25 protein-coding genes and 1 riboswitch are annotated in these 24639 nt (G+C 39.4%); of the genes, 2 read left to right on the top strand and 23 right to left on the bottom strand.

Features of this window, described 5'->3' with window-relative positions:
* Positions 1-182 precede the first annotated feature (182 nt).
* The 18 genes from QUF86_RS15660 to QUF86_RS15575 form a co-directional block, all read right to left on the bottom strand.
* Positions 183-770 (bottom strand): lysophospholipid acyltransferase family protein, encoded by a 588-nt coding sequence (locus QUF86_RS15660; protein WP_289315813.1) that lies wholly within the window; start codon positions 768-770, stop codon positions 183-185.
* Entirely contained in the window at positions 767-1441 is a 675-nt protein-coding gene (cmk, locus tag QUF86_RS15655) for a (d)CMP kinase (RefSeq protein ID WP_289315812.1), read from the bottom strand. The genes QUF86_RS15660 and cmk overlap by 4 nt, the downstream gene beginning before the upstream one ends.
* A gap of 191 nt (positions 1442-1632) precedes the next feature.
* Positions 1633-1818 (bottom strand): YpfB family protein, encoded by a 186-nt coding sequence (locus QUF86_RS15650; protein WP_289315811.1) that lies wholly within the window; start codon positions 1816-1818, stop codon positions 1633-1635.
* 107 nt (positions 1819-1925) lie between these two features.
* Entirely contained in the window at positions 1926-2123 is a 198-nt protein-coding gene (locus tag QUF86_RS15645) for a flagellar brake domain-containing protein (protein WP_289334817.1), read from the bottom strand.
* A gap of 152 nt (positions 2124-2275) precedes the next feature.
* Positions 2276-3631 carry a germination protein YpeB gene (ypeB, locus tag QUF86_RS15640; protein ID WP_289334816.1) on the bottom strand — a complete coding sequence of 452 codons (1356 nt, stop codon included), beginning with the start codon at positions 3629-3631 and terminating at the stop codon, positions 2276-2278.
* 14 nt (positions 3632-3645) lie between these two features.
* Positions 3646-4476: a spore cortex-lytic enzyme gene (gene sleB / locus QUF86_RS15635; RefSeq protein WP_421157106.1), complete on the bottom strand. Its 831-nt coding sequence runs from the start codon at positions 4474-4476 to the stop codon at positions 3646-3648.
* A 135-nt stretch (positions 4477-4611) separates the two neighbouring features.
* Positions 4612-5298, bottom strand: a complete 687-nt coding sequence (gene prsW / locus QUF86_RS15630) for a glutamic-type intramembrane protease PrsW (protein WP_289315807.1) — start codon at positions 5296-5298, stop codon at positions 4612-4614.
* A gap of 97 nt (positions 5299-5395) precedes the next feature.
* On the bottom strand, positions 5396-6361 hold the full coding sequence (locus tag QUF86_RS15625; RefSeq protein ID WP_289315806.1) for an asparaginase: 966 nt from the start codon (positions 6359-6361) through the stop codon (positions 5396-5398).
* A 26-nt stretch (positions 6362-6387) separates the two neighbouring features.
* Positions 6388-7356 carry a YpdA family putative bacillithiol disulfide reductase gene (locus QUF86_RS15620; protein ID WP_289315805.1) on the bottom strand — a complete coding sequence of 323 codons (969 nt, stop codon included), beginning with the start codon at positions 7354-7356 and terminating at the stop codon, positions 6388-6390.
* A 151-nt stretch (positions 7357-7507) separates the two neighbouring features.
* On the bottom strand, positions 7508-8785 hold the full coding sequence (locus QUF86_RS15615; protein WP_289315804.1) for a Glu/Leu/Phe/Val family dehydrogenase: 1278 nt from the start codon (positions 8783-8785) through the stop codon (positions 7508-7510).
* Positions 8786-9056: 271 nt separating this feature from the next.
* Positions 9057-9632: a genetic competence negative regulator gene (locus QUF86_RS15610; protein WP_289315803.1), complete on the bottom strand. Its 576-nt coding sequence runs from the start codon at positions 9630-9632 to the stop codon at positions 9057-9059.
* Positions 9633-9720: 88 nt separating this feature from the next.
* Positions 9721-10614, bottom strand: a complete 894-nt coding sequence (locus QUF86_RS15605) for a MerR family transcriptional regulator (protein ID WP_289334815.1) — start codon at positions 10612-10614, stop codon at positions 9721-9723.
* A gap of 98 nt (positions 10615-10712) precedes the next feature.
* Positions 10713-11528 (bottom strand): metallophosphoesterase, encoded by an 816-nt coding sequence (locus QUF86_RS15600; protein ID WP_289334814.1) that lies wholly within the window; start codon positions 11526-11528, stop codon positions 10713-10715.
* Between the two features lie 97 nt (positions 11529-11625).
* Positions 11626-12084 carry a YpbF family protein gene (locus QUF86_RS15595; RefSeq protein ID WP_289334813.1) on the bottom strand — a complete coding sequence of 153 codons (459 nt, stop codon included), beginning with the start codon at positions 12082-12084 and terminating at the stop codon, positions 11626-11628.
* A 405-nt stretch (positions 12085-12489) separates the two neighbouring features.
* The gene (locus tag QUF86_RS15590) at positions 12490-13248 is read right to left on the bottom strand and encodes a LysM peptidoglycan-binding domain-containing protein (protein WP_289334812.1); all 759 of its coding nucleotides are present in this window, start codon (positions 13246-13248) and stop codon (positions 12490-12492) included.
* Positions 13226-13852 (bottom strand): CPBP family intramembrane glutamic endopeptidase, encoded by a 627-nt coding sequence (locus QUF86_RS15585; RefSeq protein WP_289315799.1) that lies wholly within the window; start codon positions 13850-13852, stop codon positions 13226-13228. The genes QUF86_RS15590 and QUF86_RS15585 overlap by 23 nt, the downstream gene beginning before the upstream one ends.
* Entirely contained in the window at positions 13842-15353 is a 1512-nt protein-coding gene (locus QUF86_RS15580) for a RecQ family ATP-dependent DNA helicase (protein WP_289334811.1), read from the bottom strand. The genes QUF86_RS15585 and QUF86_RS15580 overlap by 11 nt, the downstream gene beginning before the upstream one ends.
* A complete protein-coding gene (locus QUF86_RS15575; protein WP_289334810.1) occupies positions 15353-16417 on the bottom strand; it encodes a YpbB family protein in 1065 nt (354 codons plus the stop codon). Before QUF86_RS15575 ends, QUF86_RS15580 begins: the two co-directional genes overlap by 1 nt.
* A 290-nt stretch (positions 16418-16707) precedes the next feature.
* On the opposite strand from QUF86_RS15575, the gene QUF86_RS15570 reads away from it, so the two are divergent.
* Positions 16708-16956, top strand: coding sequence for a ferredoxin (locus QUF86_RS15570; protein WP_034308087.1), 249 nt, complete (start codon positions 16708-16710; stop codon positions 16954-16956).
* A 135-nt stretch (positions 16957-17091) separates the two neighbouring features.
* Here QUF86_RS15570 and QUF86_RS15565 read toward each other — a convergent pair whose 3' ends face one another.
* Entirely contained in the window at positions 17092-17673 is a 582-nt protein-coding gene (locus QUF86_RS15565; protein ID WP_289334809.1) for an ECF transporter S component, read from the bottom strand.
* Between the two features lie 165 nt (positions 17674-17838).
* Positions 17839-17973: riboswitch (FMN riboswitch) on the bottom strand.
* Positions 17974-18297: 324 nt separating this feature from the next.
* Here QUF86_RS15565 and serA point away from each other — a divergent pair.
* On the top strand, positions 18298-19872 hold the full coding sequence (gene serA / locus QUF86_RS15560; protein ID WP_289334808.1) for a phosphoglycerate dehydrogenase: 1575 nt from the start codon (positions 18298-18300) through the stop codon (positions 19870-19872).
* Between the two features lie 79 nt (positions 19873-19951).
* Here the strand turns inward: serA and QUF86_RS15555 are convergent, their stop codons facing one another.
* The 4 genes from QUF86_RS15555 to QUF86_RS15540 all read right to left on the bottom strand — a co-directional run bounded on the left by QUF86_RS15555 (position 19952) and on the right by QUF86_RS15540 (position 24427).
* On the bottom strand, positions 19952-21175 hold the full coding sequence (locus QUF86_RS15555; RefSeq protein WP_289334807.1) for a hypothetical protein: 1224 nt from the start codon (positions 21173-21175) through the stop codon (positions 19952-19954).
* Positions 21141-21701, bottom strand: a complete 561-nt coding sequence (gene sigX / locus QUF86_RS15550; protein WP_289336236.1) for an RNA polymerase sigma factor SigX — start codon at positions 21699-21701, stop codon at positions 21141-21143. The genes QUF86_RS15555 and sigX overlap by 35 nt, the downstream gene beginning before the upstream one ends.
* 219 nt (positions 21702-21920) lie before the next feature.
* Positions 21921-23714: an ATP-binding protein gene (locus QUF86_RS15545; RefSeq protein WP_289318342.1), complete on the bottom strand. Its 1794-nt coding sequence runs from the start codon at positions 23712-23714 to the stop codon at positions 21921-21923.
* Complete coding sequence (locus tag QUF86_RS15540; protein WP_289315793.1) at positions 23711-24427, bottom strand: response regulator transcription factor; 717 nt, start codon at positions 24425-24427, stop codon at positions 23711-23713. Before QUF86_RS15540 ends, QUF86_RS15545 begins: the two co-directional genes overlap by 4 nt.
* Positions 24428-24639: the final 212 nt, after the last annotated feature.

Here is a 24639-nt window from a genome sequence, read left to right as displayed (position 1 = left end):
TAACTTCCTCTTCATCGGCCACATATTTTATTTAAAGTGGTTCAATAAAAACACTTTCCTAATAAAGATAAAAACAGTTTTCTTTAGAGTTATAAGGTTATATTCCTTTTCATCCCCAATAAGGAACAATACCCCTATTTTATAAATTCTAACAAAATCAGAAAATTGTCAAGTATGAAGGACTATTTATGCTCGGAAATCAATTTCCCAATTTGGTCCATGATGATTTTGGTAGCTTCATCAGCTGATATTTTCCGTTCCCGATATTCGGTAAAATTTATTGGAGGGCCGTATACGACCTTCAACGGACGCAAAAATTTATATGGGCCGATGATCGCACACGGTATGATCACGGCATCAGATCTCAGCGCGAAAAATCCAGCACCCGCCAAACCTTCTCCCAATTCACCTGTCTTACTTCTGGTACCCTCGGGAAACAGTCCAATCACCTTGCCTTCCTTCAAAATCTTTAACCCTTTTCTAAGAGATTCGCGATCGCTATTGCCCCGCTTCACCGGAAATGCATTTACTCTTGGTAATATACCCTTTAAAACCGGTGCATGAAACAACTCTTCTTTCGCCATGAAATGAATATCCCTTGGTGAAGTTATGCCAACTATAGGCGGATCCAAATTATCAATGTGATTGGCACAGATCAATACTCCGCCCTCTTTAGGGAAATGTTCCTTTCCGAGCGTTTTAACCCTAAACGAAGGCATTAAAACGCCTTTTACGACGTTCTTGGCAAATGTGTAAAAATCCAATGTCATCTTTTCCTCTCTTCTATTAAAGACATGATACTTTCTGCAACTTCTTGAATCGATAATGAAGTCGTATCAATTTCGATAGCATCGGCTGCCTTCTTCAGGGGCGATACCTCGCGTTCAGAGTCCAGCTTGTCCCTAGTAGCAATTTCCTCCCTTAATTTTTCAATATCGGATGGAAAACCTTTCAAAATATTTTCCTGATGCCTCCGCTGTGCCCTTTCATCTACAGAAGCGATAAGAAATACCTTTACCTCGGCGTTTGGTAAGACATGCGTACCGATATCCCTGCCATCCATGACGACTCCGCCATTTTCACCAAAGATTTGCTGCCTGCGCACCATTTCTTCCCGGATGCTCCTGTGCTTTGCCACTTCCGAAACAGAACCGGTCACTTCATTGTTCCTGATTTGGGCTGTCACGTCCTCATTATCAACGAACACCAACTGCCCATTTTCACTTGGTCTTAATTCGATTTCTGTATTGATGAGAACTTCAGATAATGCTTGTTCATCATTCAGGCGAATCTTTTGATTAAGGGCCTTATAGGTAAGGGCCCTGTACATAGCACCTGTATCCACATATATGTAATTGAACTTTTCTGCAACAATTTTAGCAACCGTGCTTTTCCCAGCAGCAGCTGGTCCATCGATTGCAACTGATAATTTTTTTTCCATAAATCCTCCCAAGAATCATACAATCATGCTGATTATTTAGTACCCTTTCATTTTATCACAACTAGCAGGAAAATCATTAATAAAAGGGATGTGTTCGTTTAAAATCACCTTTGTTCAACTTTCGTTTTATACAGCCATCAAAATTATCCTTTATCGAAAAATCTTCATACAAAAAAAGCGGATCACCGCTTTCACTTTGAGGTCCCATTGAAAGTTTCAATGATTTTCGTATAATTATTGCTAGTGACACCTTCGTATCTCGAGAGCTTGGTCAAATCAAAAATTTGATCCTCCCTGCTCAAAAGGAACTGGAAAAAAAATAAGCAGACCAATTGGATGATGATCACTTTAATTAATAGTCTTTCAAATGTTTTCATAAGCCGCACCTTCCATACTGTTTATATTAGCAGTATGGATGGAATCACTGTTTTTCATTCAATCATGTCATACATACAAGCCTTTTTTCTTTTAGTCCACCTGCTTTTCAAGAATAAATCTCATTGGAAAATGTGACGTTCAACTGTGCCCCATCCATCAGGAATGCAATTTTTCCTGTCTCTAAATTGATGGGAAAATCCGTATAGACACAACCCGGTCCCACATCGACAACCATACTTTTGAACTTTTCTTTCTGGGAAGAGTATTTCTGTTCGAGCATTAAAATATCACCAATTTTAAACATCGAGGTCCACGTCCTTGTATGAAGGAAATTCACAATATTACCGATGAATCTTCCCATATAATCCATAAATCATTTAAGTTATTATGTCATGAAATAAAAAAAGGGAAAGTGCTAGGCACATTTCCCCACTGTGTATGAATCTTCTTAGCAGTTTAAATTAAATTTTCATATACCGGTTCGGAATTCTTTAATTTTTCCACCTTTTCTTCTTGACCGGTGTCTGCATTAATGAAAATGCGGTACGTATCATCTTTAATCGTACCAAGGAATTCATAACAAAGAACTTCTTCACCAATATCATTGGTGATTAACGCCTTTCCTTCATCCATTATTTTCACATTCGCGTTGATTTTGTCCTTAGCTTCTTTCTCGGATATTTTCGGATTCCCTATTTCCCTGGTTTTATGTGATTTTAAATACTCGTCGGCTGAAAACCCTATAACGGATCCGTCATCCAATGCAATTTTAACCTTGACTGAATCAGGATAAATCTTGACTCCATTTTCAGATGTCACGAAATTCAGTAATGCGATATTATTGTACTGAGCACTTTCAAATAATTCAAGTGAACTAAAATCATGTTCCTTTAAAAATTCTTCGGCTTTTGTATAGGCTTGATTCAAATCAATGGTTGTTTTGTTCACATCCCTATTATTGATATACCAAATAGGGTAACCGCCTTTTTTTGTCAAATCCATATTCATTTCGATATCGGATTCTTTATCGAGGATGCTCACACTGTAAAATCCATAATCGGAACCTTTGCCATTTTCTTCAACATTCACCTTCAAATTTCTGCTTTTTGAATGGGCATAGCTTTTTGCTGTCTCAATTGCTTCTTCTTTTGAAATGGTTTCACCTTGCAAATTTTTGAAGTTTTCATCCCTCTGTTGTGCAGAAGTAAAAGTCGGATTCATCTCATTCGTTTCCCCATACCCAGATACTTTTTTCTCTACCGTTTCTAATCCGTCGATGATCGTGTTATCCGAATTTTCTTTTCCTGATGCAAGTGCCATTTGGACATCCATCCATCTTAAATTGTTTTTAAGGACTAGATACTGCACTTTTCTTAACTCGTCCTGGATGTCCCCTGCCTGTGTGTACAAGGATTGTAAAGTCGAATATTCCTGATCATTCAATGGTTCTTTTTCAAGGTCACGTACAGCCGTTTTATAACTGAAGTCCGCAATTTTCGATAAAAATTCTTCTGTCTTATTAAAAGGAAGCAAGGTCAACGGCAACTGCCCGACATCACTTTGTGCTTCTGAAGTGATACGCCAAACATCTGTTAATGCTGGACTTAATGAATAACGTGAATTCATAGCCAAAGTACTGCCGACCTTATCGTGCAATAAATCTACTTGATAGCTTAAATCATGAAAGGCTCGCTGATACGTATTTTCCGCGTTGATTAGTACAGCATTTTTTTCCTTATGTTCTTGATAGCCCCAGAATGCAGTTCCTGCAACAACTACAACAAGCAGGGCAATCACTATATTCCTGATCATTTTCCTTCACCTCTTTACTTACAAAAGATATGTTTTCCGATTCTTTTAATTTGTTCTCTTGACCAGATCCATTTGCTTGTTGCCGTATCGGGATTAAAATAATATTCTGCATTACCGGTTGGATCCCAACCATTGATGGCATCCACCACGGCTTCTTTTGCCCTTTCGTTTGGTGTCAGCCAAATCTGTCCATCCGCAACAGCCGTAAAGGCTCCAGGTTCAAAAATCACGCCCGAAATGGTATTCGGAAAAGCTGCACTTTCCACCCTATTCAGTATTACAGCCGCAACGGCAACCTGACCTGTATACGGCTCCCCTCGCGCCTCCCCATAAACGGCATTGGCCATCAGCTGAATATCGTTTTGAGAATATCCTCCTGGAAGATTGGCTGATGTCGCTGTTTTGGAAGGGGCTTTTCCAGGTGTGCCTCCACCAGACTTGGATCCATTCCCTTTCACTTTCACCTGGTTTTCAATGGGTACACCCCCATAATAGGTGAACTCGTTCCCTTTATTGATCTGTTCGTGAACAAATTTCTTATTGAAATTAGATGCATTCGCCAACTTCTGTTTTGTTGAAGTCCCTGCAAAGCCATCGATTGGAAGCCCGAAATCTTGTTGAAAGTTTCGAAGTGCCCAATAAGTGCCCCATCCATAGGCTCCATCAATCTTTCCATTATAGTATCCGATGTTTTGTAAGCGTGCCTGCAGTTCAATTACATCATCGCCAACCGCACCTTTTTGAATGACTTGGCTCGAAAAGGCATTTGTTCTTGCTTCCGGGTAAATTCCGAAACAAATAGTAATACACGAAAACAGCAACAGCCATTTCCATTTTGACGAAATTCCTTTCATCAAAAACACTCCTCTTTTTCTTGAATTAATGTAATTCTATTTTCTTCTTAACTGTCTTTTTTATTCCAACCCATAAAAAAAACGGAGCGGGCAAAATATGCCAGCACTCCGTTTTGGTAGTATTCGTCATTTGCTAAGGAAATGGTCTTGGGAAAGTTTTTCGGCATGAAAGTCAGACAACAATCGTGCTTTTTTTACTTTTTTCATGCCTAACCACCACAGGTAAATCATAAATGGCATAATGAAGTACACCCAAAATTTTTGAGAAACCAAAATATAGTCATAAACCCCATGTAACGAAATTGGTATGATCAATGCCAATAATAGAAAGAACTTATTATTCGAAGCTGAAAATTTCGCCTTGCCCAAATAATACCCCATGATCACACCGAACAAAGCGTGACTGGATACAGGGAGAACGGCTCTTAGAAATGCATGTTCAACCCCGTTGGCTAGCAGGTACAGAATATTTTCCATCGTAGCGAATCCAAGGGAGACTGCAGCTCCGTAAACAATCCCATCATATGGCTCATCGAAAGCCACATGCTGATAAATAACATAAATGAGTATGAACCACTTGAAAAATTCTTCAAGTAGTGCAGCCCATAAAAAAGCATTAGCTAAATCGGTATTCAAGATATGTTCCGTTTCGAGCACATACTGTATGAACATTATCGGCAAAACAAGAAAGACACCGAATAAGAATGTTTTGACCACAACCGATATCGGTTCGGTTTCATATTGATCTTTCAAATAGAAATAGCTCAGTAGCGCCAATCCTGGCGCAATGGCCGCTGACAACATGACCAGCATTAGCTGACCCTCTTTTCCTCTTCTTTTCCTTAATCGTACCATGGAATGAAGAAAAACTGAATCCAAGAATCAAGTCTTCCAACAATTATTTAATCCGTCAGTACTTAAAGAAAGTTTCATCTATAGAGTTTTCGCTTGCCAGCACGACAGCTAACTTAATTCTAGCCTTCTTGCAGTCATAATCAGCACCTAATATCACGCCACGTTGTTTTAAATCAAATGCGCTGCCTTCATAATCATAAGCTGGGTAAACTTTTCCTTCTTCTGCACTAGTAGCCATGATGATCGTTACGCCATTATCTATTGCATTTTGTATGGAAGTCACCATTTGTGGAGTAACCTGTCCCCTTCCTACACCTTCGAGCACGATGCCTTTCGCACCGTTGGCAACCGCAGCATCAATAAAGAGGCCATCAGCGCCTGTGTGGCACTTGATGATATCCACTCTTGGAATGCGATTCCGAATATCATAACATTCCCTATGTAAAGGTTTTTGATAGATGCTGACGACATCATTATCAATTATCCCCAAATATCCATAACCAAAAGATTCGAATCCCTGCAAATTGGAAGCATGCACTTTTTTAACATACTTTGCTGAATAGATCCGCTCATTAAAAACGACAACTACGCCAACATCCCTAATTAGATCACTTGCAGCGCATAATATCGAATTCCTTAAATTGGAATATACATCGGTTCCCACCTCTTGAGGTGACCGTTGGGATCCGGTTAATACGATTGGACGTGGATCCTTATTCGTGACATCAAGGAAATAAGCCGTTTCCTCCAGTGTATCCGTACCGTGGGTCACGACAATTCCCGTAACTTCCGGGTCCTCAAATTCCTTATGAATGGCCAATTTAAGCTGTTGCATTTTCTCAAAGGACATGGACATGCTTGAAATCTGAAAAAGATCAACCACTTTAACCTCGATATCATTTGGCAAGTCGCAAAGTGATGCCAACTCATGGCCAGTCAAAGCACCAGAGGCCAACATACCATTCGCGGTTTCTTTACTGGCGATAGTCCCACCTGTGGTAATTAATGATATTCTTTCCATACTGTCCCAGCTCCATTTCATTTAATTCACTTTTCTTTAACAGCCAAATGATAGGCAATCAAACCACCATGGAACCTGCCATTTTCGATAAAGATTTCATTCGCATTATTTCCGGCTGCCAGAACCCCTGCAATATAAAGACCTTTAACATTCGTCTCCATCGTTTCCTCGTTATATGAAGGCCTTCCAGTTTCCTTATCAATATTTATGCCCATTGAAGCCAAAAAGGAATGGTCAGGATGGTAACCAGTCATGGCAAACACAAAATCATTTTTAATAACTTTTTCCTCTTCACCTACATGATATATGACACTATCTTCAGTTATCTTGTCCAAATTCGCATTAAACTCCATCGTAATCGTTCCATTCCGGACTAATGATTCAAATTCCGGGAGAATCCATGGTTTGATACTTGAAGAGTACTCCGATCCTCTATAAAGGACTGTAACCCTTGCGCCGGATTTGACCAATTCCAGAGCCGCATCCACACTTGAGTTTTTACCACCGATGACGGCAACATCACAATTAAAGTAGGGGTGGCCCTCCTTGAAGTAATGAAACACTTTAGGAAGCTGTTCGCCCGGAATGCACATATAGTTTGGATGATCATAGTATCCGGTCGATACGATCACATGTAGAGCTGTATAGTCACCTTTTGATGTCTTGACTAAAAACTTCCCATCTTCACGTTTTTCCACCTTTTCCACTTTTTCGAATTTATTGATTCGCAATTCTTTCCTTTTGACTACTTCCCTATAATAGGCTAGCGCTTGATTACGGACCGGTTTACGATTTTCGATAATAAATGCGGTATCACCAATCTCCAGTTTTTCGCTTGAACTGAAAAATGTTTGGTGTGTTGGATAACGGTAAATGGAATCCACCACATTACCTTTTTCAATGATCAGGGACTGAATTCCCACTTCTTTAAGAGCGATCGCAGCTGCCAATCCACAAGGGCCCCCACCTATGATAATGACTTCTTCAACATTCATCTATACAACACTGCCTTTCCATACACTATGTAATTCGTTCGTCTAAAAATAAAAACTCCTATCAATACATGATAGGAGTTTTTACAAATCATTTCAATGATAAAGCAATGAACATGATTTTCACTATAATCAATACATGAATTTGAATCTTTTAGATCCAACCACGGAAGCGTGAAGCTTCAGCCATTTTTCTTACGCCAATCATATAAGCCGCAAGTCGCATATCAACACGTCTGGATTGTGCAAGTTCATAAATATTATTAAAAGATTTCACAAGGATTTTTTCCAGCTTTTCGTCCACTTCTTCTTCAGACCAATAATATCCTTGATTATTTTGTACCCACTCGAAGTAAGAAACCGTTACTCCACCAGCAGAAGCGAGGACATCTGGAACAAGAAGGATTCCACGATCCGTTAGGATTTGTGTCGCTTCAATTGTTGTAGGCCCGTTTGCTGCCTCGACAACGATCGATGCTTTAATATCAGCAGCATTTTCTTCAGTGATCTGGTTTTCAATTGCAGCCGGAACTAAAATATCACAATCCAACTCAAGCAATTCTTTATTTGAAATTGTGCTTTTAAACAATTTCGTTACGGTTCCGAAACTATCTCTCCTATCGAGAAGATAATCGATATCCAGTCCTTCAGGATCATGTAGAGCACCATAGGCATCTGAAATACCAATAACTTTAGCACCTGCGTCATGCATGAATTTAGCTAAGAAACTACCTGCGTTACCAAAACCTTGAATGACGACCCGTGCCCCTTTAATATCAATGCCGCGTTTCTTGGCAGCTTCATTGATACAAATCGTTACACCCTTGGCAGTTGCTGATTCACGGCCATGAGAACCACCAAGTACAAGCGGTTTACCCGTAATGAATCCTGGTGAGTTGAATTCATCCATACGGCTGTATTCATCCATCATCCAAGCCATGATCTGAGAATTTGTAAATACATCAGGTGCCGGGATATCTTTAGTCGGCCCCACGATTTGGCTAATTGCGCGAACATAGCCCCGGCTTAGCCTTTCCAACTCACGGAAGGACATATTACGAGGATCACAAACGATACCGCCTTTACCCCCGCCATATGGTAAATCAACGATGCCGCATTTTAAACTCATCCAAATGGATAATGCTTTCACTTCACGTTCCGTTACATTAGGGTGAAAACGGATACCACCTTTTGTAGGCCCAACAGCATCATTATGCTGTGCACGGTAACCCGTGAAAATTTTAACCGTCCCATCATCCATGCGGATTGGCATCTTCACCGTTAATAAACGCAATGGTTCCTTCAAAAGCTCATAAACTTCTTCCGGGTAACCCAGCTTATCCAAAGCTTTATGTATTACAGTTTGGGTAGACCTCAGTACGTCGTGTTTTTCTTCTTCATTTACATGGCTATTGCCTTTTGCCGATTCCATTAAAAGTACCTCCTAGAAAATCTCATCCATATATAATATTATAATGTACAAATAGTCCTCTTCATGTGCTAGTATACACCTTCGATATATTTATGCAAGAGTAAAAATGGGAATTTAAAAGTTGGAAATATTCTAAAAATGAAAACGTTATCATATCAACTGTTTTCTTACTATTTTACCGTACATCTTCTCCGGCCAAAAAGGTGAGACAGATAAGGCAAACCGCATTGTTTTTCCATTATGTGGTTGCCTTGTCTCATTCGTATTGCAGCTAACTGAAGTGTGTGATCAAAACATGTATCGCTTCATTCTGGATTATGCATGTTCCATATTCATTGATGCGGCAAAGTGTCAATGTTGATGCATGGCCATACTCAGCCGCTAAAGAGATGACCGTGTCATAGGTCGTGTCTTTAACATTTTCGATAAGTAAATAGTATCTTCCCTCATAATGATAAAGAGTACTTTTAAGCAAACCTTGTAAAGACAATCGATGAGATAATTGGACGATATCTTCAAAGTCATTGAAAACATACAGAATATGGGGGAAGTCATCAATTTTCACCTGCAAATCCAAGAATTCCTCTTCGTCTGTCAATAGTTCCTCTTCGTCCTTTGTTACGATGATTATCAATCCCTGTGCAGGCAGGGAAAAAATTTCGATTGCAACGGAACCACTCATTTTAAAGCTGAGTTCTTCGCACGCTTCTTCAACCATATCCTGGAATAACTTGTGGACCTTTAAGGAATTCCCTAAAATATCTTCTTTTGAAATACCTCTATCAATCAAATCATCAAGGGTCAAAAAAATCTTGATTTTATTATTAGTTAATCGCTCCAGCTTCATAAAAAAATGCCCCCTGGTTACCATCTTCATACATCATATGAAGCCTTGGTCGCAGGGTGCATATCCATTATTTCTCCATAGCCGATCGCTAACCTTTCAGCCATTCTTCCCATTTCGATTGCGTGTCCCCCATCAAAACTCCGCTGAAGGCAGTACGGTTCTCTTCGGATATAAGGCTCAGCGCCGCACCTCCAAGACCCACCTTCAAATCCGGGAAATCCTTCATTAACTCCTCAACCAGCCTAAATGTTCCATCGAGATTCTCTTTTAGTGAACATGACATGAATAAGTAAGAGGGTCTTATGATGTTTAAAACGGTAAAAAGATCCTTATCGGCGATGGATTCTCCCAAATAAATGGTTTCATATCCTTTCCGCTTTAAAAAAATGGTAAAGACCAACAGTCCGAATTCATGTTTTTCACCAGGAGCACAAACGGTAAGGGCTTTCGGAAGAAAACCGTTAGTCGGAATCGTATGCATGACTGAGCTGATCCTGGATTTTAAGATGTTCGACGCAAAGTGTTCATGAGCGGAAGTAATTTCCCCCCTTTCCCACTTATCCCCTATCTGAACCAATATTGAACCGAGTAGATCAACTATGGTATGTTCGATTGTATACATACTGAATGCTTGGCTTATCAGCATATGGGCTTTATTTTCATTGAAATTTAATAGAGCTTCAATTAATTCATCCGATAACTTAGTCGTTTGTTCATCCTTACGGCTCTTTTCAGGAACTCCAGTCGCCAGATAGCCTGTACTTTCAAGTAGCGAAACGGCTTGGCTTATCGTAAAACCTTGCTCTGTTTTATTGATGAGCCATTTAAGGATTTGCAGATGTTTTTCTGTATACAGCCGGTGCCCTGATTCATTCCTGACAGGTTCGATAAATTTATAGCGCCTTTCCCACGCCCTTAGGGTTCCTGGCTGAATGTCTAGCAGTTTTGAAACTGCCTTTATATTATATTTACCTTCTTGCATGGTTTTACAAGGCCTCCAATAACTGTACGTTCAATTGTTGAAATTATAGTGGATTTTTTTAAGTCTGTAAAATCTCGATAGGCTCGATTAAAAGCAGCTTAATAGGTCTGCTCCACCGCTTCGCCTATTTTAGTGCATGCCCCCCTTTTCAGGGTGAATAAGTGCGTTTCCGGCTTTGCTTCAAGCCTTAAAGGCACTGTACTTGTCCCATAGCCATTACTCGTCATATACAAACAGTCCCCCTCTTTTTTTATGCTGCCGATCTGATAGGGACCGAATCCGAATATGCGAATCTGCCCCCCATGGGTGTGACCTGACAGGACGAGACTTATATGGTGTTCCGGGGTCAATTGTTTCTTAACCAATGGGTTATGACTCACCAAAATCCGAAAATCTTCATTCCCGCAATCCGACAACGCAAGATCGAGCCTATCTCGTTCTTCCGTTATATCATCAATGCCCAGAAGAGCGATTTTGCTGCCATTTTGAGACTCAAAAGAAACAGCAGTATTATCAAGGATTTTCACTCCATGTTTCAAAAGGGTTGCATCAAGCTCATGGAAATCCCCTTCATAATCATTATTTCCCCAAACAAAATAAAGGGGGCCAAGTTCTTTTAATTTCAATATATTTTTTTCCACACGTTCCAAGGGAACCCCGTTTTCCCTTATGTCCCCGCCGATTATCACCAGATCAGCCTTGTCACGTGCTCCCTCAATTAATCTATCCGATATGATCCGTCGATGAAGATCTGATATGAAAAAAATCCGAACATCGCCAAACCCTTCAGGAAAGTCATTGAAAAATAAGTCTTGAAAAATCAACCTATCTTGCTTGGCCATACGCCACATGTAAATAATCGTGGCAAATACCAGCAGAATGATGACTAAAAATAATCCAGATACCAATAACATCTTTCGTAAACCTTCTTTCCATCCTAATCCCAAGAGTTACCTTCATATAACCATAAAACCATATTACTCGCAATTAAATTTGATTTAACGCGATCATTCATTTATTTTCATGATATAAGTTAATATCATAATTCTTCTTCATCATTTCAAAAATCTTATGGCGACTTTTCCATTCTTCCTCTTTTTCCCATAACTGCTTACTTTTATTAATAATTTCACAGCGAAGCAACTGAAACTCCTTTTCTGCTTTATCGAGCTTTTTTTTAATTAATATCATATATCCATATAGCCCTATGGCTGCCGCCAAAAAAAGGAAATGGCTAAAATGATCGACGAAAACACTAAACATACTGAAAAAGGAATAAGAATAAGGTACAACGATATATAAATAAAGATAAACCAAAAAAAGGGCAGCAACAATCATGGTTGCCCATAAGCTTTGAAGGTGTTTCCTTTTAAGAGCCTCGAACTTTTTTTTTCGATCCACGACATTCTGCAGCATCTGTTTAGTTGCTTGATCCGTTTTTTCATCCAATAAAATGATTGTAGATTCCATCGCATTTCCTCCTCTACTCTTTCAAATCATGATATGAAAAAGTAGAGGAAAAAATGATAAAGTACCTGTCATGTTTGGCTTCATACTGAACCAAGTTGAACAATATTAAAAATACCCTGCCTATAAAGACAGGGTCAGACTGGAGACAAACTCGATAATAATTGAGTTTGTCTCCAGTTTTTTTAGGTTTTTAAAATTTAAATGTTGATTTCCACTTCAGGCACTCGCTTTCCGCGGGCGGTCCGGGAGCCTCCTCGGCGCCATTGCGCCTGCGGGGTCTCCCTTGGACGGGCTTTCCCCGCAGGAGTCTCGTTTTTAACATTAAGGTAGAACTCCTTTTGCCTAAAGTCTTTTTTGTTTTGAAATAGAAGGATTTAAACTTGATGTTTTCTAAAGGTGCCATCATTATTTCTTGATCGGAATTTTCAAAACCTGACCCCTGGAAATTTCATTGCCATTCAGACCATTCCACTCCCTGATCAGAGTAATGCCTTCCTGTGATTTGTAGTAATTCATGGAAATTCGGAATAATGTTTCCTCACCTTGAACAGTATGTAAGACAACCTTGTATTCCTCTTTATCCAATTTCGCCGCTTGAACTCTTTCGGCTTCCCTTTTCTTTTCTGCCGCTTCAGCCTTTGCTTTTTCGTCAGCTATTTGCTGTGCTTTGGCTTTGTCTTTGGCTTCTTGCTGTGCTTTGGCTTTTTCTTCGGCCTCTTGCTGTGCTTTGGCTTTTTCTTCGGCCTCTTGCTGTGCTTTAGCTTTTTCTTCGGCTTTTCTCTTTTCTTCTTCCTCTGCTTTAGCCTCAGCTACTTCTTTTTCTTTCTTTTCCTTTAAATCCTCTGCCGTTGCTGTAGTAGGAATCGCTTCTTTATCTTCCTTATTTTCTTCAAAGACGACTGGGTCACTTTTTGGATCATGTACAGGGAAAGGTTTTTCCTGTAAATATGTATAAAGGCTGTAAAATCCAATTGGAAGCAAAATAAAAAACAATGCTAATAATTGTATCATTGGAAACTTAATCTTCACTTTACTTTTTTTCTTTTTATTCTGGTGAACTTTGCTGCGCTTGGGCAATGATGACTTAGCCTTCTGACGTTCAATTCGCGAACGAAGTTCACCAGCCTGATCGTTTTCCTTTTCACTCTTCTGCACTCGACTCATTAAAGTCACCCCCTTTCTTGCTCAACCCTCTTTGCTTTTTGCTCCTGATTAAAATACCCAGGATAAAGTCAATCAAAAAGTGTGCCGTAATCGTCACCAGGATATTATTGGTCATTTCAAAGAGAAAACCGATAAAGAAGCTCAAAACCAAAACATTTAAAAATAAAAACCAATTAAAAAGGTATCGATAATGAACAGCTGCAAAAATGAGGCTCGTAAGAAGCAAACCAAAATGTGTTTGTAACACTCCACGAAATAATAACTCTTCACTTATCGCTACCACTAAAGCAACGACAAAAATCATCGGGTATGACAAATTACTGAAAATGCGTTCGTTAACACCACCATCATCCTGATAGGAAGATGGTGTCACTTTCATAAAGAAAATGTCAAATAACACGACAATGACTCCAGCGGGAATTCCAATCAGCAAAATATTCAGGTCATCAAAGATAAATAAGTCGAAAAAAGCAGAACGGTCTTTAAATAAAATAATACCTAAAAAAATGGATAACGTTAAGAGAATAATTTGTGTAAGAAACAAATTATTTAGCAACTGTTTATCTGTTAGTTGTTTAATTATTTCAGCTTGCTTATTTTTCATTCCCATTTTCCTTCTTTAATAAGATAAAAGCCAATTCCTTTTTCCACGTTGAATAGGAATTAACCGGATCCACCTTGACTTCCGGCCATACATCAGCCATTTTCTCGGCATCCATACCACAGATATCACAGCAGATGGGGTTCACTTCCCGCTGCTTTTCTTCAAAATAGTCCAATATTCCTGAACGGCGACATTCCTGTGCTTGCATCCAAATAAGGAATTTATGAAGCTTTTCTTGATTCCCGGATTTCCTCTTTTGACAATACTCTTTCATCTCTGCCACTTGATATAAAGGATCTTTATTTCCTGTAATGAACTGGGTAAAAAAACGAAGCTGGATTTCGTTCAACGAAAAGGCTTGAGACAGCTGTTCTTTTTCTGATAGGGACAAATTCGCCGGAATCTTTTGTGAAGCATTAAGGAAAGAGCAAACACCATCGATTTGCATATCCGTAGGCAACTGTTGCTCCATCAGATGCAGGGGAAGCCCTTCATCCCCATCACTATATAATAAGACAGCCACACTTTGCTTCCTATCTCGTCCCGCCCTGCCTATCTCCTGAAGATAAGCTTCCATCGTGGATGGCATATGAAAATGGATAACATACCTGACATCGGATTTATTTACACCCATGCCAAAAGCACTCGTTGCACATATAATTTTCAACTGACCGGAAATGAATTGCTGCTGAATGAGCATCCTTTGTTCCTGTTCCATGCCACCGTGATAATAATTGACGCTCCCTATCCCGTTTTCCTGTAAAAACCCAGTGACCGATTCCGCCACTTTTTTAGAGGAAAAATAAATAATTCCGCTACCTGTAAATTTCCTGACAAGCTCCAGTACACGGGATAGTTTCTCTTCGTAGCTGAACTTGCGCTCGACAATCATTGCAATATTATCGCGGTCAACAGATGAGACGGTTTCCTTGGCTTGTCCAATGTTGAGTTTACCAATGATATCCCTTCGGACTTCAGTGGTTGCAGTTGCTGTCAGGGCAAGAGTCAATGGATTGTTCAATTCACGCCTCACTTCTCCTAAATTCAAATAATCCGGTCGGAAATCATATCCCCATTGTGAGATGCAGTGTGCTTCATCGATGACGAATAGACCTATTTCTATGGATTTCAAGGATTTTATCACAGTCTCCAGGCTCAGCATTTCAGGAGATAAAAAGATAAAACGATAACTATGTAACCGGTCGAAAGCTTTCCTTTTTTGATTTAAATTCAAAAAAGAATTGAGGGTCAAAACCCTTTTTTCGCCACTCATCTTCAGCTGATCTGCCTGATCCTGCATTAATGATAATAATGGGGAGACAATTAGGACAGTCTTATGCAAAAGATAGGCCGGCAACTGGTAACATAATGATTTACCGGATCCGGTTGGCAGCATCGCTAAAGTATGACGGCCGGACATCAATGATTCAACCACTTCTTTTTGTCCTGGACGGAATTCATCAAATCCGAATTTTTCTTTGAGGACTCGTTCTATATTCATCATCCATCACCTAATTTCGCAAGTACAAGCCGTATTTGGAAAAAGCTTATCTGTTTATTATCGACCATATTCTTGATTGCTTTAAGCTTTTTCGTACCAAGTTCCTTAATAGCTGCAGCAATTTCTCTCTCATCCTCGATAGACACATAATCGGATATGGGAAAACCTTTATCCGATAGGACAATTTCAACGAGGTGATCTTCAATGGTGTTGACTTTCAATCGGCGGATTTCAGCTATTTCCCCCAGGTTTTTCCCTGCCTGTATGTATCGTAAAGTAGTCTGTGTAGATTGTGTCAAATGAGGATTCTCACTCTTTTTCCAATCATTGGTTAACGAGGACAAAAGGGGGTATTCCGTTCCCGTTTCCATTTCTGAAAGCATTTGATGCAACGAGTCAAGAAATGTAAAGCGTACATATTGTTCTTCTACATCTTTACTTTTCGCAATCTGTTCAAACGTAAGCCCAATCCTGTTTACCCCAGTTAATTTCAAAATGAAAATGTCTCGTTTCAAATCACTTTGACTTTCTAAAAGGGAAATCAGTTCTTCATATAGATGTTGGGCAATCAACACTCGATCCTGACGATTGGCATGTAAGAATTCCTTTACGAAATATTGGATTTTCGGATTTCGTTGTATCGGATAAAAACGTCTTTCATTGTGGACAATATGGGATATGGTTTGAATGAGTAAGTTTAACCTTCCCCAGAAAACAGGGGTGATATTGTGATACTTCCAACCATTTATATACGTCGGAAAAGGATTATTTTTAAAGTAATCGACTAAAATTCCCTCTCCTTGCAGACTAATTTCATATGCATCTGATTTATCCGTTAAATTAATGTAGTCATGTTTAAGGAACTGTTCAATGTTTTGATTTAATTGCTGACGGGTAAATCGAGGTATTGTCCCAAATATATTCGTTAACCCGAATAAATGGGCATCCTGGATTGTTTGTGACGACTTCTTTCCCTGTAGCATATGGTATATAGCATAAATGGAACGTTCGCCTTGAAATTTTTTTATCGCATATAGAATGATTGCCTGTAGATAATTATTCATGGGACTCACATCCTTGTTTCATTTAACCAATAAACCCATTGTAACAAATATCTGCAAAAATCGCCGTTATTATTGATGAATACAAGGAAAATTATGTGACTAAATGACGAACCATGGTAAGACCCAAGTTAATTATTACGATGTTTTTCGTTGACATTCTACTACATGATAGTTATTATCAATACAATTTCTATTGAAAAGTTTGGCATTCGGTCTTACAATAAGAAAGAGATAATAATCTGAAATAAAAAGATTATCAGTTGTTAATCAACTTAGGAGGGGTTATATTCATGGCTAAATTTACTATTGTGGATAAAGAAACATGCATCGCTTGTGGTGCTTGTGGAGCAGCAGCACCAGATATATATGATTATGATGACGAAGGGATTGCATTTGTTACCCTTGACGATAATGAGGGAATCGTTGAAATTCCAGATGTACTTATAGATGATATGATGGATGCATTTGAAGGATGTCCAACGGATTCTATTAAAGTTGCTGACGAGGCATTTGACGGGGATGCACTAAAATTCGAATAAACGTACAAGCCATTTTCAATCGAGAATGGCTTTTTCTTTTGGCCAATGTAGCTCCACATATTCCCATGCCAAAGACATAAAAAACAACCGGATATGTATATCCGGTTGTTTTTTATATTTCTATCGTCAATGCCATTAAGCATTTTTATATAATGTTTGCTTATTGATCCATGTCTGTAATTTAATGAACAATAACATGAATACAGATGTGATGAGCACGCCTTTAATCACGTTGAAAGGCAAGATTGCCGTCGTGACGAACTTTCTCGACTCGGGTGCCGACATTGCATCCCATCCCATAAAGAAGGTATAAGCCGGTAAAAAGACAAAATAGTTTAACACACTCATAAATACCGCCATGGAAACTGTACCCGCAAGTAAAGCGAACGTCATCCCTTTTTTTGAATTGATTTTATTAAATACATAATAAGTCGGCAAGACGAACAGTATTCCCGCAATAAAGTTAGCGATATGCCCCACTGGTACAGCAGTCAAGGTCCCTGTCATGACAAAATCCAATAGGTTTTTAAGGAATTCAACTAGAATCCCGGCCATCGGACCGAAAATCAATGCCGCCATCAGTGCTGGTATGTCGCTAAAATCAACATTGAGAAAAGGCGGGAATCCTGGAAACGGAAAATTTAAAAGCATTAATAAATAAGAAATGCTTCCCATCATGGCCAGTGTGACCGTTTTTTTCACTTTGTTCTTTTTCATAGTTCTCTCTCCTTCTTTTCCGATCTACCTGAAAAAGAGGTTAGGGTTCCTTAATCATGTTGATGCTCAATAAAAAACCTTTAATTCCAATAGAATTAAAGGGATAAATTAAAGGTTACATCAAACAAACGTTCAGCAAATAACTGTTGAAACGCACTCAGGAACCTCCATCTTCTCCCATCCAGACTATACTGTCGGCTTTGGAATCACACCAAATCCTGCCCATAAGGCTCGCGGGCTTAGAAGAGAATTTCCTTCATCACCGCCGGTGGGGAATTACACCCCGCCCCGAAGATAGACCTATAAAATTTTGTTTTATCTTTCCCATTATATCCGAAATTCCTTTTTTGTGATAGCATTTTTTCTCAGTTGATACATTTAGGATGAATATTGATCTCTTAAAAGAAAAATTGGATACACAAAATTTTAAATAATGAAAATATTTTTTCTTTTAAGGCAATCGATGTTGAAGCCATTAATAGTGCGGCATTAAACATACGATCCAAATGTAATTATTGTTTTAAGCGCTTACAATCAGTGAAGCCAAATTGACACAATTGGCATTTAAATTGTAAAATTAACTGAAATTTAAGATAATTCTTTTCCCTAGGAAGGTGTTTAGACGTGTATCGGATTTTAGTAGCAGATGCCATCAAACCAGAAGGACTCGGACCGCTATCAGAGGCTTCCAATATTCACCTTATTCAGAAGACAGTAGAGGAAGCGGAAAACGAACTTGATCAGATTGATGCAATACTTGTAAGAAGTGCAACGAAGGTTACGGAAGATTTAATGAACCGTATGCCGCAGTTGAAAATTATAGCACGCGCGGGTGTCGGCGTCGATAACATAGACATCCCCGCTGCGACAAAACGCGGGATTGTCGTGGTTAATGCTCCTGACGGCAATACCATTTCAACTGCAGAACATACATTTGCCATGATGGCTTCCTTAATGCGCCATATTCCGCAAGCCTATGCTTCACTGAAGAATGGGGAATGGAAACGTTCTTCATATACTGGAACTGAACTTCGCGGCAAAGTATTAGGTATAGTTGGATTTGGACGTATCGGAGGGGAAATTGCCAAACGTGCTAAAGTGTTTGGGATGGATGTGATTGTCTATGATCCGTTCCTGACTGCTGATCGTGCAAAGAAAATGGCCGTAACGTCCCTGCCGTTAAATGAATTGCTTCCTAAAGCAGACATCATTACTGTACATACTCCACTAACGAATGAAACTAGAGGTTTAATCAATAAAGAAAAACTGCTTACCTGTAAAAAAGGAGTTTATGTACTGAACTGCGCCCGTGGTGGAATTCTAGACGAAGATGATTTATATGAAATGATAGTTGAAGGACATGTTGCAGGGGCGGCGCTGGATGTTTTCGTTGAAGAACCTCCACTTGGCCATAAACTGCTTGAACTGGATAGCGTCATTGCTACACCTCATCTAGGTGCATCTACGAAAGAGGCCCAATTAAATGTAGCCGTACAGGTTGCCCAAGAAGTTTTGACCTATTTCGAAGGAAAACCGGTTTCCAGTTCAATCAACCTTCCAGCGATTTCTAAAGAAGTGTTTGAAAAGGTACAGCCATTCTATCAACTTGTTCAGCAAATGGGATCCATTGCTTCTCAGTGCATGAATGAAGGGATTCAGGAAATCTCCGTTACGTATGCAGGAGAATCATTGGACTTCGATACAGCGATTCTGACAAAAAGTCTAATCTCAGGTTTCTTCAAATCAAGAGTTGATGCATCAGTCAATGAGGTGAATGCCTTGCTGGTCGCAAAAGAGCGTGGCATCACAGTTGGTGAAAAAATCTCTACGGACTCTTTAGGATACTCTAACTTGATCAGCCTTAAAATAAAAGGTGACAACCGCGAATTAACAATAAGTGGAACTTATATCGAAAATTACGGTTCTCGAATTATAAGCTTGAATGGTTTCAAAATCGACTTTCATCCGGAATCGAATTTACTTTATATCCAGCATACCGATAAACCTGGTGTAATCGGTAACGTAGGTAAGGTTCTTGGTGATCACGGAGTGAATATCGCCACCATGCAGGTAGGCCGAAAAGAAGCTGGTGGGGAAGCAATCATGGTTTTAAGCTTTGATGAACCATTGGCAGACAACATGAAACAATTTTTAATGGAAACAGAAGAAATTACATTCATGGCCCGTATTTCATTATAAGAAGAAAAAAGTGCCCGTCAGCGCGGGCACTTTTTTTAATGTATAGAGCAACCCTCCATCAATTAGCCCGGCCCCTGCATCAATTCACTAGGTTCGGTGCTTTGGGCACCCATATGTCTTCAGTTAAATTCAACTGGCCGACCTCTTCAATTGGTGCATTTTCAAACTTCACTTTTTCAAAACCAAAATCCTTAGCAATGAAGAGTATGGCTTCTAAAGCTTGAAGGGATTCCTCACTATTTTCAATAGCTGCTTGATCTGATAATTGAATGGACACAAGATCTCCTTTTGAACGTATACTTTCCCATTTAAGGTCATCCGGAATTGCAGGTGAAATCCCCTCCATGTCCGGCTCCCCTTTTCCAGCTTGAAGTGCCTCTTCAATGTCCCGATAATTCATATTGCTTGGAACTAGGAACCTTGGAGAGGATCCATCTCTTTGGTAAAGTAGGTATGTGCGTTTTTTTTGATGAGGTATATCTGCCTCCTTTAAAAATCCCTTATTGGCAAACATTGCCCCTTGCTTACCATCTGTAGAAAAAGTCATCTTCTCTATATCATTATAGGAAAGCGTTTCTTCCATCGAATGGAGAAAAAGAGTATCCTCTTTCAATAATCGGCTGTTTTCTCGAAACTCAATATGAGCAGTGGTCATATCGTTTCCTTGGCTAATCTTTATATCAAGCGGAAAATAGTCAGATAGCCCATATTGCTCTTCATCGATATTGGACATTTGATTCGTTAACCGATTCAGTGTATCCGCTTTGTCATAATGTTTGAGTTTAATTGATATGGGAACGATGAAATTCATTTGATCATCAGGTACGCCCATGGTAATGATCGATGCATTTTTAAGGTCATCTTTATAAATCGCATGTGCAAAAGTTTTTTCCTTTTCCCCTGTTAGAGGTTCTATTTCTGAAACCTCGTCTTTAGATTCAATCTCCGCTTGCTTACTCAAAAACTCTTGATTACCCTGTTTATCTTCTGAGGTATTTTCTTTGATATTTGCATTTTGCCGTTCCTGATCTGCCATTTCCTTATTTTCGGATATGGATAATTTCCCATTACCGCCGCTGTCCTCTTCCCTTGTAGTTCCCTTGTTTCCAATAATTAACGATGACGCCAAAACCACCATTAAGAATAAGGAGGCCACACTCGCAATTAGAGGTATCCAGTGTTTCTTTCTTTTATTATCATGTATTCTCGCATACACCTCTGCCTTTGTTCGGTCATCTTTTAATTTCGGAAGCCCGCGTAGCATGTCTTCAATTTCGTTTTCTTTCCAACGGGATTTTCTCAATGCGGTGGCCCTCCTTTCCTGATAAATCTTCCATCAATTTTTTGATAGCCTTTAAAGCACGGTGCTGGGTCGTTTTTACCTTACTTTCACTCCAATTTAATATTTCTGTAGTTTCCGTAATGGACATGCCCTGTATGTACCTTAAAATGATGACGGATCTTTGATCGACGGTACACCTGTTTAAGCATTGATAAATATCTTGGATATCATCGTTCATGATGGCCACTTCTTCCGGAATGGGCTGAGTATCTTTAATCAATTGCCTATCCCAATCAAAGTTAGGAAAGATTTTGTCTTTCCACCCTTTTTGTTTCCGAAAATAATCAATCGTCACATTTCTGGCAATCGAATAAATCCACGTTTTTTCACTGCTTTTTCCTTCGAAGCGTTCATAAGCCTTCATAACCCGGATATAGACCTCCTGAACAAGGTCCTCTGCCGTTTCTCGATTTTTAGTCATATAAAAAATGAATTGATAAACTTCCTGATGATATTTTTCATATAGATCGTGGAAAACGGAATCCATCATTTCCCCACATCCGTTCATAAATATAGTCGTCATTCCTCAATAAAAGTTACATACTTCAGCTTTAATCTTAATATAAAATTCCGTCAATTTCCACATGTCCGGAACTTCTTATCTTGTTCCCTAAAAAAAAACAAAGACAAGTTGGAAATGAATCCAATTGCCTTTGTCTTCACAGTTCCCTATGAAACAAGATTTTTTTGGAAAGCTGTCCGTCATTCAATCGGCATTTTCCATAATTCGAGGCAGGATAAAACTGAACGTTGTCCCTTTATTAGGTAGACTGTTTACCGAAATGTAGCCATCATGGGCATTGATTATATTTTTTACGATGGCCAAACCCAATCCGGTACCTGATCGGCCGCGGGTCCTTGCCTTATCCGCTTTATAAAACCTCTCGAATACAAAAGGTAAATCTTCTTCGGGAATACCAGATCCAGAGTCCCTCACATCAATGATCAAACCTCTTCGATCACTTGTCCTCTGAATGACATCAATGTTACCGCCTGGAGGAGTATGACGAATCGCATTATCAATTAAATTAGTCAAAACCTGTTCAATACGGTCAGGATCAAAATGCCATTCAATTTCATTGTCTTGAAGACTAGCTGATATTGTAATCCCTTTTTCTTTGGCTAGCCCGGAAAACTTACTTGTAATCCTCTTTAAATAAGGTGAAATTGGTACATGTTCAAAGCTAAGGTTCATTTTTCCCGATTCCAATTTAGCCAGATCGAGCAGATCATTAACTAAACGTCCCATTCTCAAAGACTCATCATAGATGATGCGGGCCATCTCCACCTTTTCCTCTTCACTGCCCGCAATATCATCAACGATCGCTTCACTATATCCTTGGAGCATTGAAATGGGCGTTCTTAACTCATGGGAGACATTGGCTATGAAATCCGTCCGAAGTTTGTCCATACGTCTTTCATCACTCATATCCCGTATGATGGCCACCGCTCCCCTAATATTGTCGGCATTTGTATATAGCGGGCTGACAATGAATCCCCAATCTCGGCCCTGCAAGGTAATTTCCCCGACTTGCTCCTTATCGAAGGACTCTGATTCATCAAAAAGATTCATCAAAACCAAGGGGACATTCACGTTATCTTCCCGGTTATTGCCTTTTTCAAAGTACCAGGATTGGAGAAACCTTTCCGCTGGCGGATTCGTTTCAAGGATTGTGCCATCTTTATTGAAGGTAATGACCCCATCAGCCATACTGCTAAGAATGCTTGAGAGATGTTCCTTTTCCTGACTGAGTGCATTCATATTGAATTTCAGCTGTTTCCTCATCTGATTAAACGCAATGGCCAACTCACCGATCTCATCTTGAGTCAAGATTGGAACCTTTGTATCAAATTTCCCCCGGGCAATCGCCAGTGCGGCTTCCCTCATCTTCACCAATGGGGCATTGATTCTTGTAGATAAAAAGAAAGCAAAAATCGTTGTCAAAATAATGGCGATGCCCGCTGCCAATAAAATGAACTGTGTAGTTGATTTTGTGGTTTCTTCCATGGACTCCAATGATTGAAATAGGAAAACTTCATCCTGTTCCCCATTCAATTCAAGTGGAATCCCAACAACGATTGCGGATAATTCCTCGTTACCCGGATCATCGGATAGCGCCATTTCCTTTTTTACAGTCTTTCTTTCGGTAAAAACCTTGAGCAATTCAGGATCATTCTTAATGGATTCCGGCGTGATTTCAAACTCCTTATCTCCTCCAATGGATGAGAAAATCATTTTGTCATCGTTTAGAATGATCATTTTCGTTTCGTTTCCTATTAATTCCGAAGCTATTTGTAAAACCTCATTGTTAGATCCCTGATGGTCATTTGTTACCTTAATGATTTGTTCGGCCGTTTTGGTTAAATCATTTTCAATATTTTCAATTTGGAAATTCTCAAAGAATTCGACCAGCAGAACGGTTAAAACGATTAATACGAATGACACGAGCAATAGGATCGTTGCCCATAGCTTCCCTACGACACTGCCCCATAGCATCAGTCATTAACGACTTCGAACTTGTAACCTACACCCCAAACAGTGACAATCATCTTGGCTGCGTTTTCGGATATGCGGTTTAATTTTTCACGTAAGCGTTTAACATGCGTGTCAACAGTTCGAAGATCTCCAAAGAATTCATAATGCCACACTTCTTTTAACAATTGCTCCCGATCGAAAACTTTATCTGGGGATTTAGCTAAGAAATATAATAATTCATATTCTTTTGGTGTTAATGAAACCTCTTTGTTATCAGCAAGTACACGGTGGGCATCATTATCAATGGTTAGATGCGAGAAGACGATCACATCTTTTGCCGTCGTTTCCGTCTGCATGTACCCCGTGCTTGAGGAGCGGCGCAATAAAGCTTTAACCCTTAACACGACTTCACGGGGACTGAACGGCTTTACGATATAATCATCGGTCCCCACTTCGAACCCTTGAACGCGGTTCACTTCTTCCCCTTTAGCAGTCAGCATGATAATAGGTGTCGTTTTCTTCTCCCTTAATTCACGGCAAACTTCGATTCCATCTTTACCAGGCATCATAATATCCAATAAAATTAAATCATAATCATTTTCAAGGGCTTTTGTTAAAGCCGCATCTCCATTTTCAGCTTCATCAATTATATAATCTTCTCTTTCCAAATACATCTTTAACAGCCGGCGGATTCTTTCCTCATCATCCACCACGAGAATTTTAATAGCATTATACATTATGTAATCAGCCTCCTATCATTTATTCTACAAAATGAAAACTTTCCTGACTAATAATTTTTCCTCCCAAAGTACGATAATGAGCCAATTTCGCATGTCTTTTATGGACCTTTCACCATATTGTCACAAAAAAAGACCTCAACCGTTTCCTCTGTGAATTCATAGTGGGTATTTCACTGAAATATCATATATAAAGTGAGGACGGAAAAAGG

The organism is Peribacillus sp. NJ11, assembly GCF_030348405.1.
In the GTDB taxonomy this organism is placed as follows: domain Bacteria; phylum Bacillota; class Bacilli; order Bacillales; family DSM-1321; genus Peribacillus.
This window is presented reverse-complemented; position numbering and strand designations above follow the sequence as displayed.

Coding starts and splice junctions, on each gene's coding strand:
- sigX (WP_289336236.1), bottom strand. CDS start 21,701: ATGGATTCCGTTTTCCACGATCTATATGAAAAATATCATCAGGAAGTT.
- ypeB (WP_289334816.1), bottom strand. CDS start 3,631: ATGATCAGGAATATAGTGATTGCCCTGCTTGTTGTAGTTGTTGCAGGA.
- cmk (WP_289315812.1), bottom strand. CDS start 1,441: ATGGAAAAAAAATTATCAGTTGCAATCGATGGACCAGCTGCTGCTGGG.
- QUF86_RS15570 (WP_034308087.1), top strand. CDS start 16,708: ATGGCTAAATTTACTATTGTGGATAAAGAAACATGCATCGCTTGTGGT.
- QUF86_RS15620 (WP_289315805.1), bottom strand. CDS start 7,356: ATGAATGTTGAAGAAGTCATTATCATAGGTGGGGGCCCTTGTGGATTG.
- QUF86_RS15605 (WP_289334815.1), bottom strand. CDS start 10,614: ATGCAAGAAGGTAAATATAATATAAAGGCAGTTTCAAAACTGCTAGAC.
- QUF86_RS15565 (WP_289334809.1), bottom strand. CDS start 17,673: ATGAAAAAGAACAAAGTGAAAAAAACGGTCACACTGGCCATGATGGGA.
- QUF86_RS15610 (WP_289315803.1), bottom strand. CDS start 9,632: ATGAAGCTGGAGCGATTAACTAATAATAAAATCAAGATTTTTTTGACC.
- QUF86_RS15575 (WP_289334810.1), bottom strand. CDS start 16,417: ATGAATAATTATCTACAGGCAATCATTCTATATGCGATAAAAAAATTT.
- QUF86_RS15615 (WP_289315804.1), bottom strand. CDS start 8,785: ATGGAATCGGCAAAAGGCAATAGCCATGTAAATGAAGAAGAAAAACAC.
- QUF86_RS15590 (WP_289334812.1), bottom strand. CDS start 13,248: ATGAGTCGAGTGCAGAAGAGTGAAAAGGAAAACGATCAGGCTGGTGAA.
- QUF86_RS15595 (WP_289334813.1), bottom strand. CDS start 12,084: ATGGAATCTACAATCATTTTATTGGATGAAAAAACGGATCAAGCAACT.
- QUF86_RS15540 (WP_289315793.1), bottom strand. CDS start 24,427: ATGTATAATGCTATTAAAATTCTCGTGGTGGATGATGAGGAAAGAATC.
- prsW (WP_289315807.1), bottom strand. CDS start 5,298: ATGCTGGTCATGTTGTCAGCGGCCATTGCGCCAGGATTGGCGCTACTG.
- QUF86_RS15580 (WP_289334811.1), bottom strand. CDS start 15,353: ATGAATATAGAACGAGTCCTCAAAGAAAAATTCGGATTTGATGAATTC.
- QUF86_RS15585 (WP_289315799.1), bottom strand. CDS start 13,852: ATGAAAAATAAGCAAGCTGAAATAATTAAACAACTAACAGATAAACAG.
- QUF86_RS15600 (WP_289334814.1), bottom strand. CDS start 11,528: ATGTTATTGGTATCTGGATTATTTTTAGTCATCATTCTGCTGGTATTT.
- QUF86_RS15650 (WP_289315811.1), bottom strand. CDS start 1,818: ATGAAAACATTTGAAAGACTATTAATTAAAGTGATCATCATCCAATTG.
- QUF86_RS15645 (WP_289334817.1), bottom strand. CDS start 2,123: ATGTTTAAAATTGGTGATATTTTAATGCTCGAACAGAAATACTCTTCC.
- QUF86_RS15625 (WP_289315806.1), bottom strand. CDS start 6,361: ATGGAAAGAATATCATTAATTACCACAGGTGGGACTATCGCCAGTAAA.
- QUF86_RS15660 (WP_289315813.1), bottom strand. CDS start 770: ATGACATTGGATTTTTACACATTTGCCAAGAACGTCGTAAAAGGCGTT.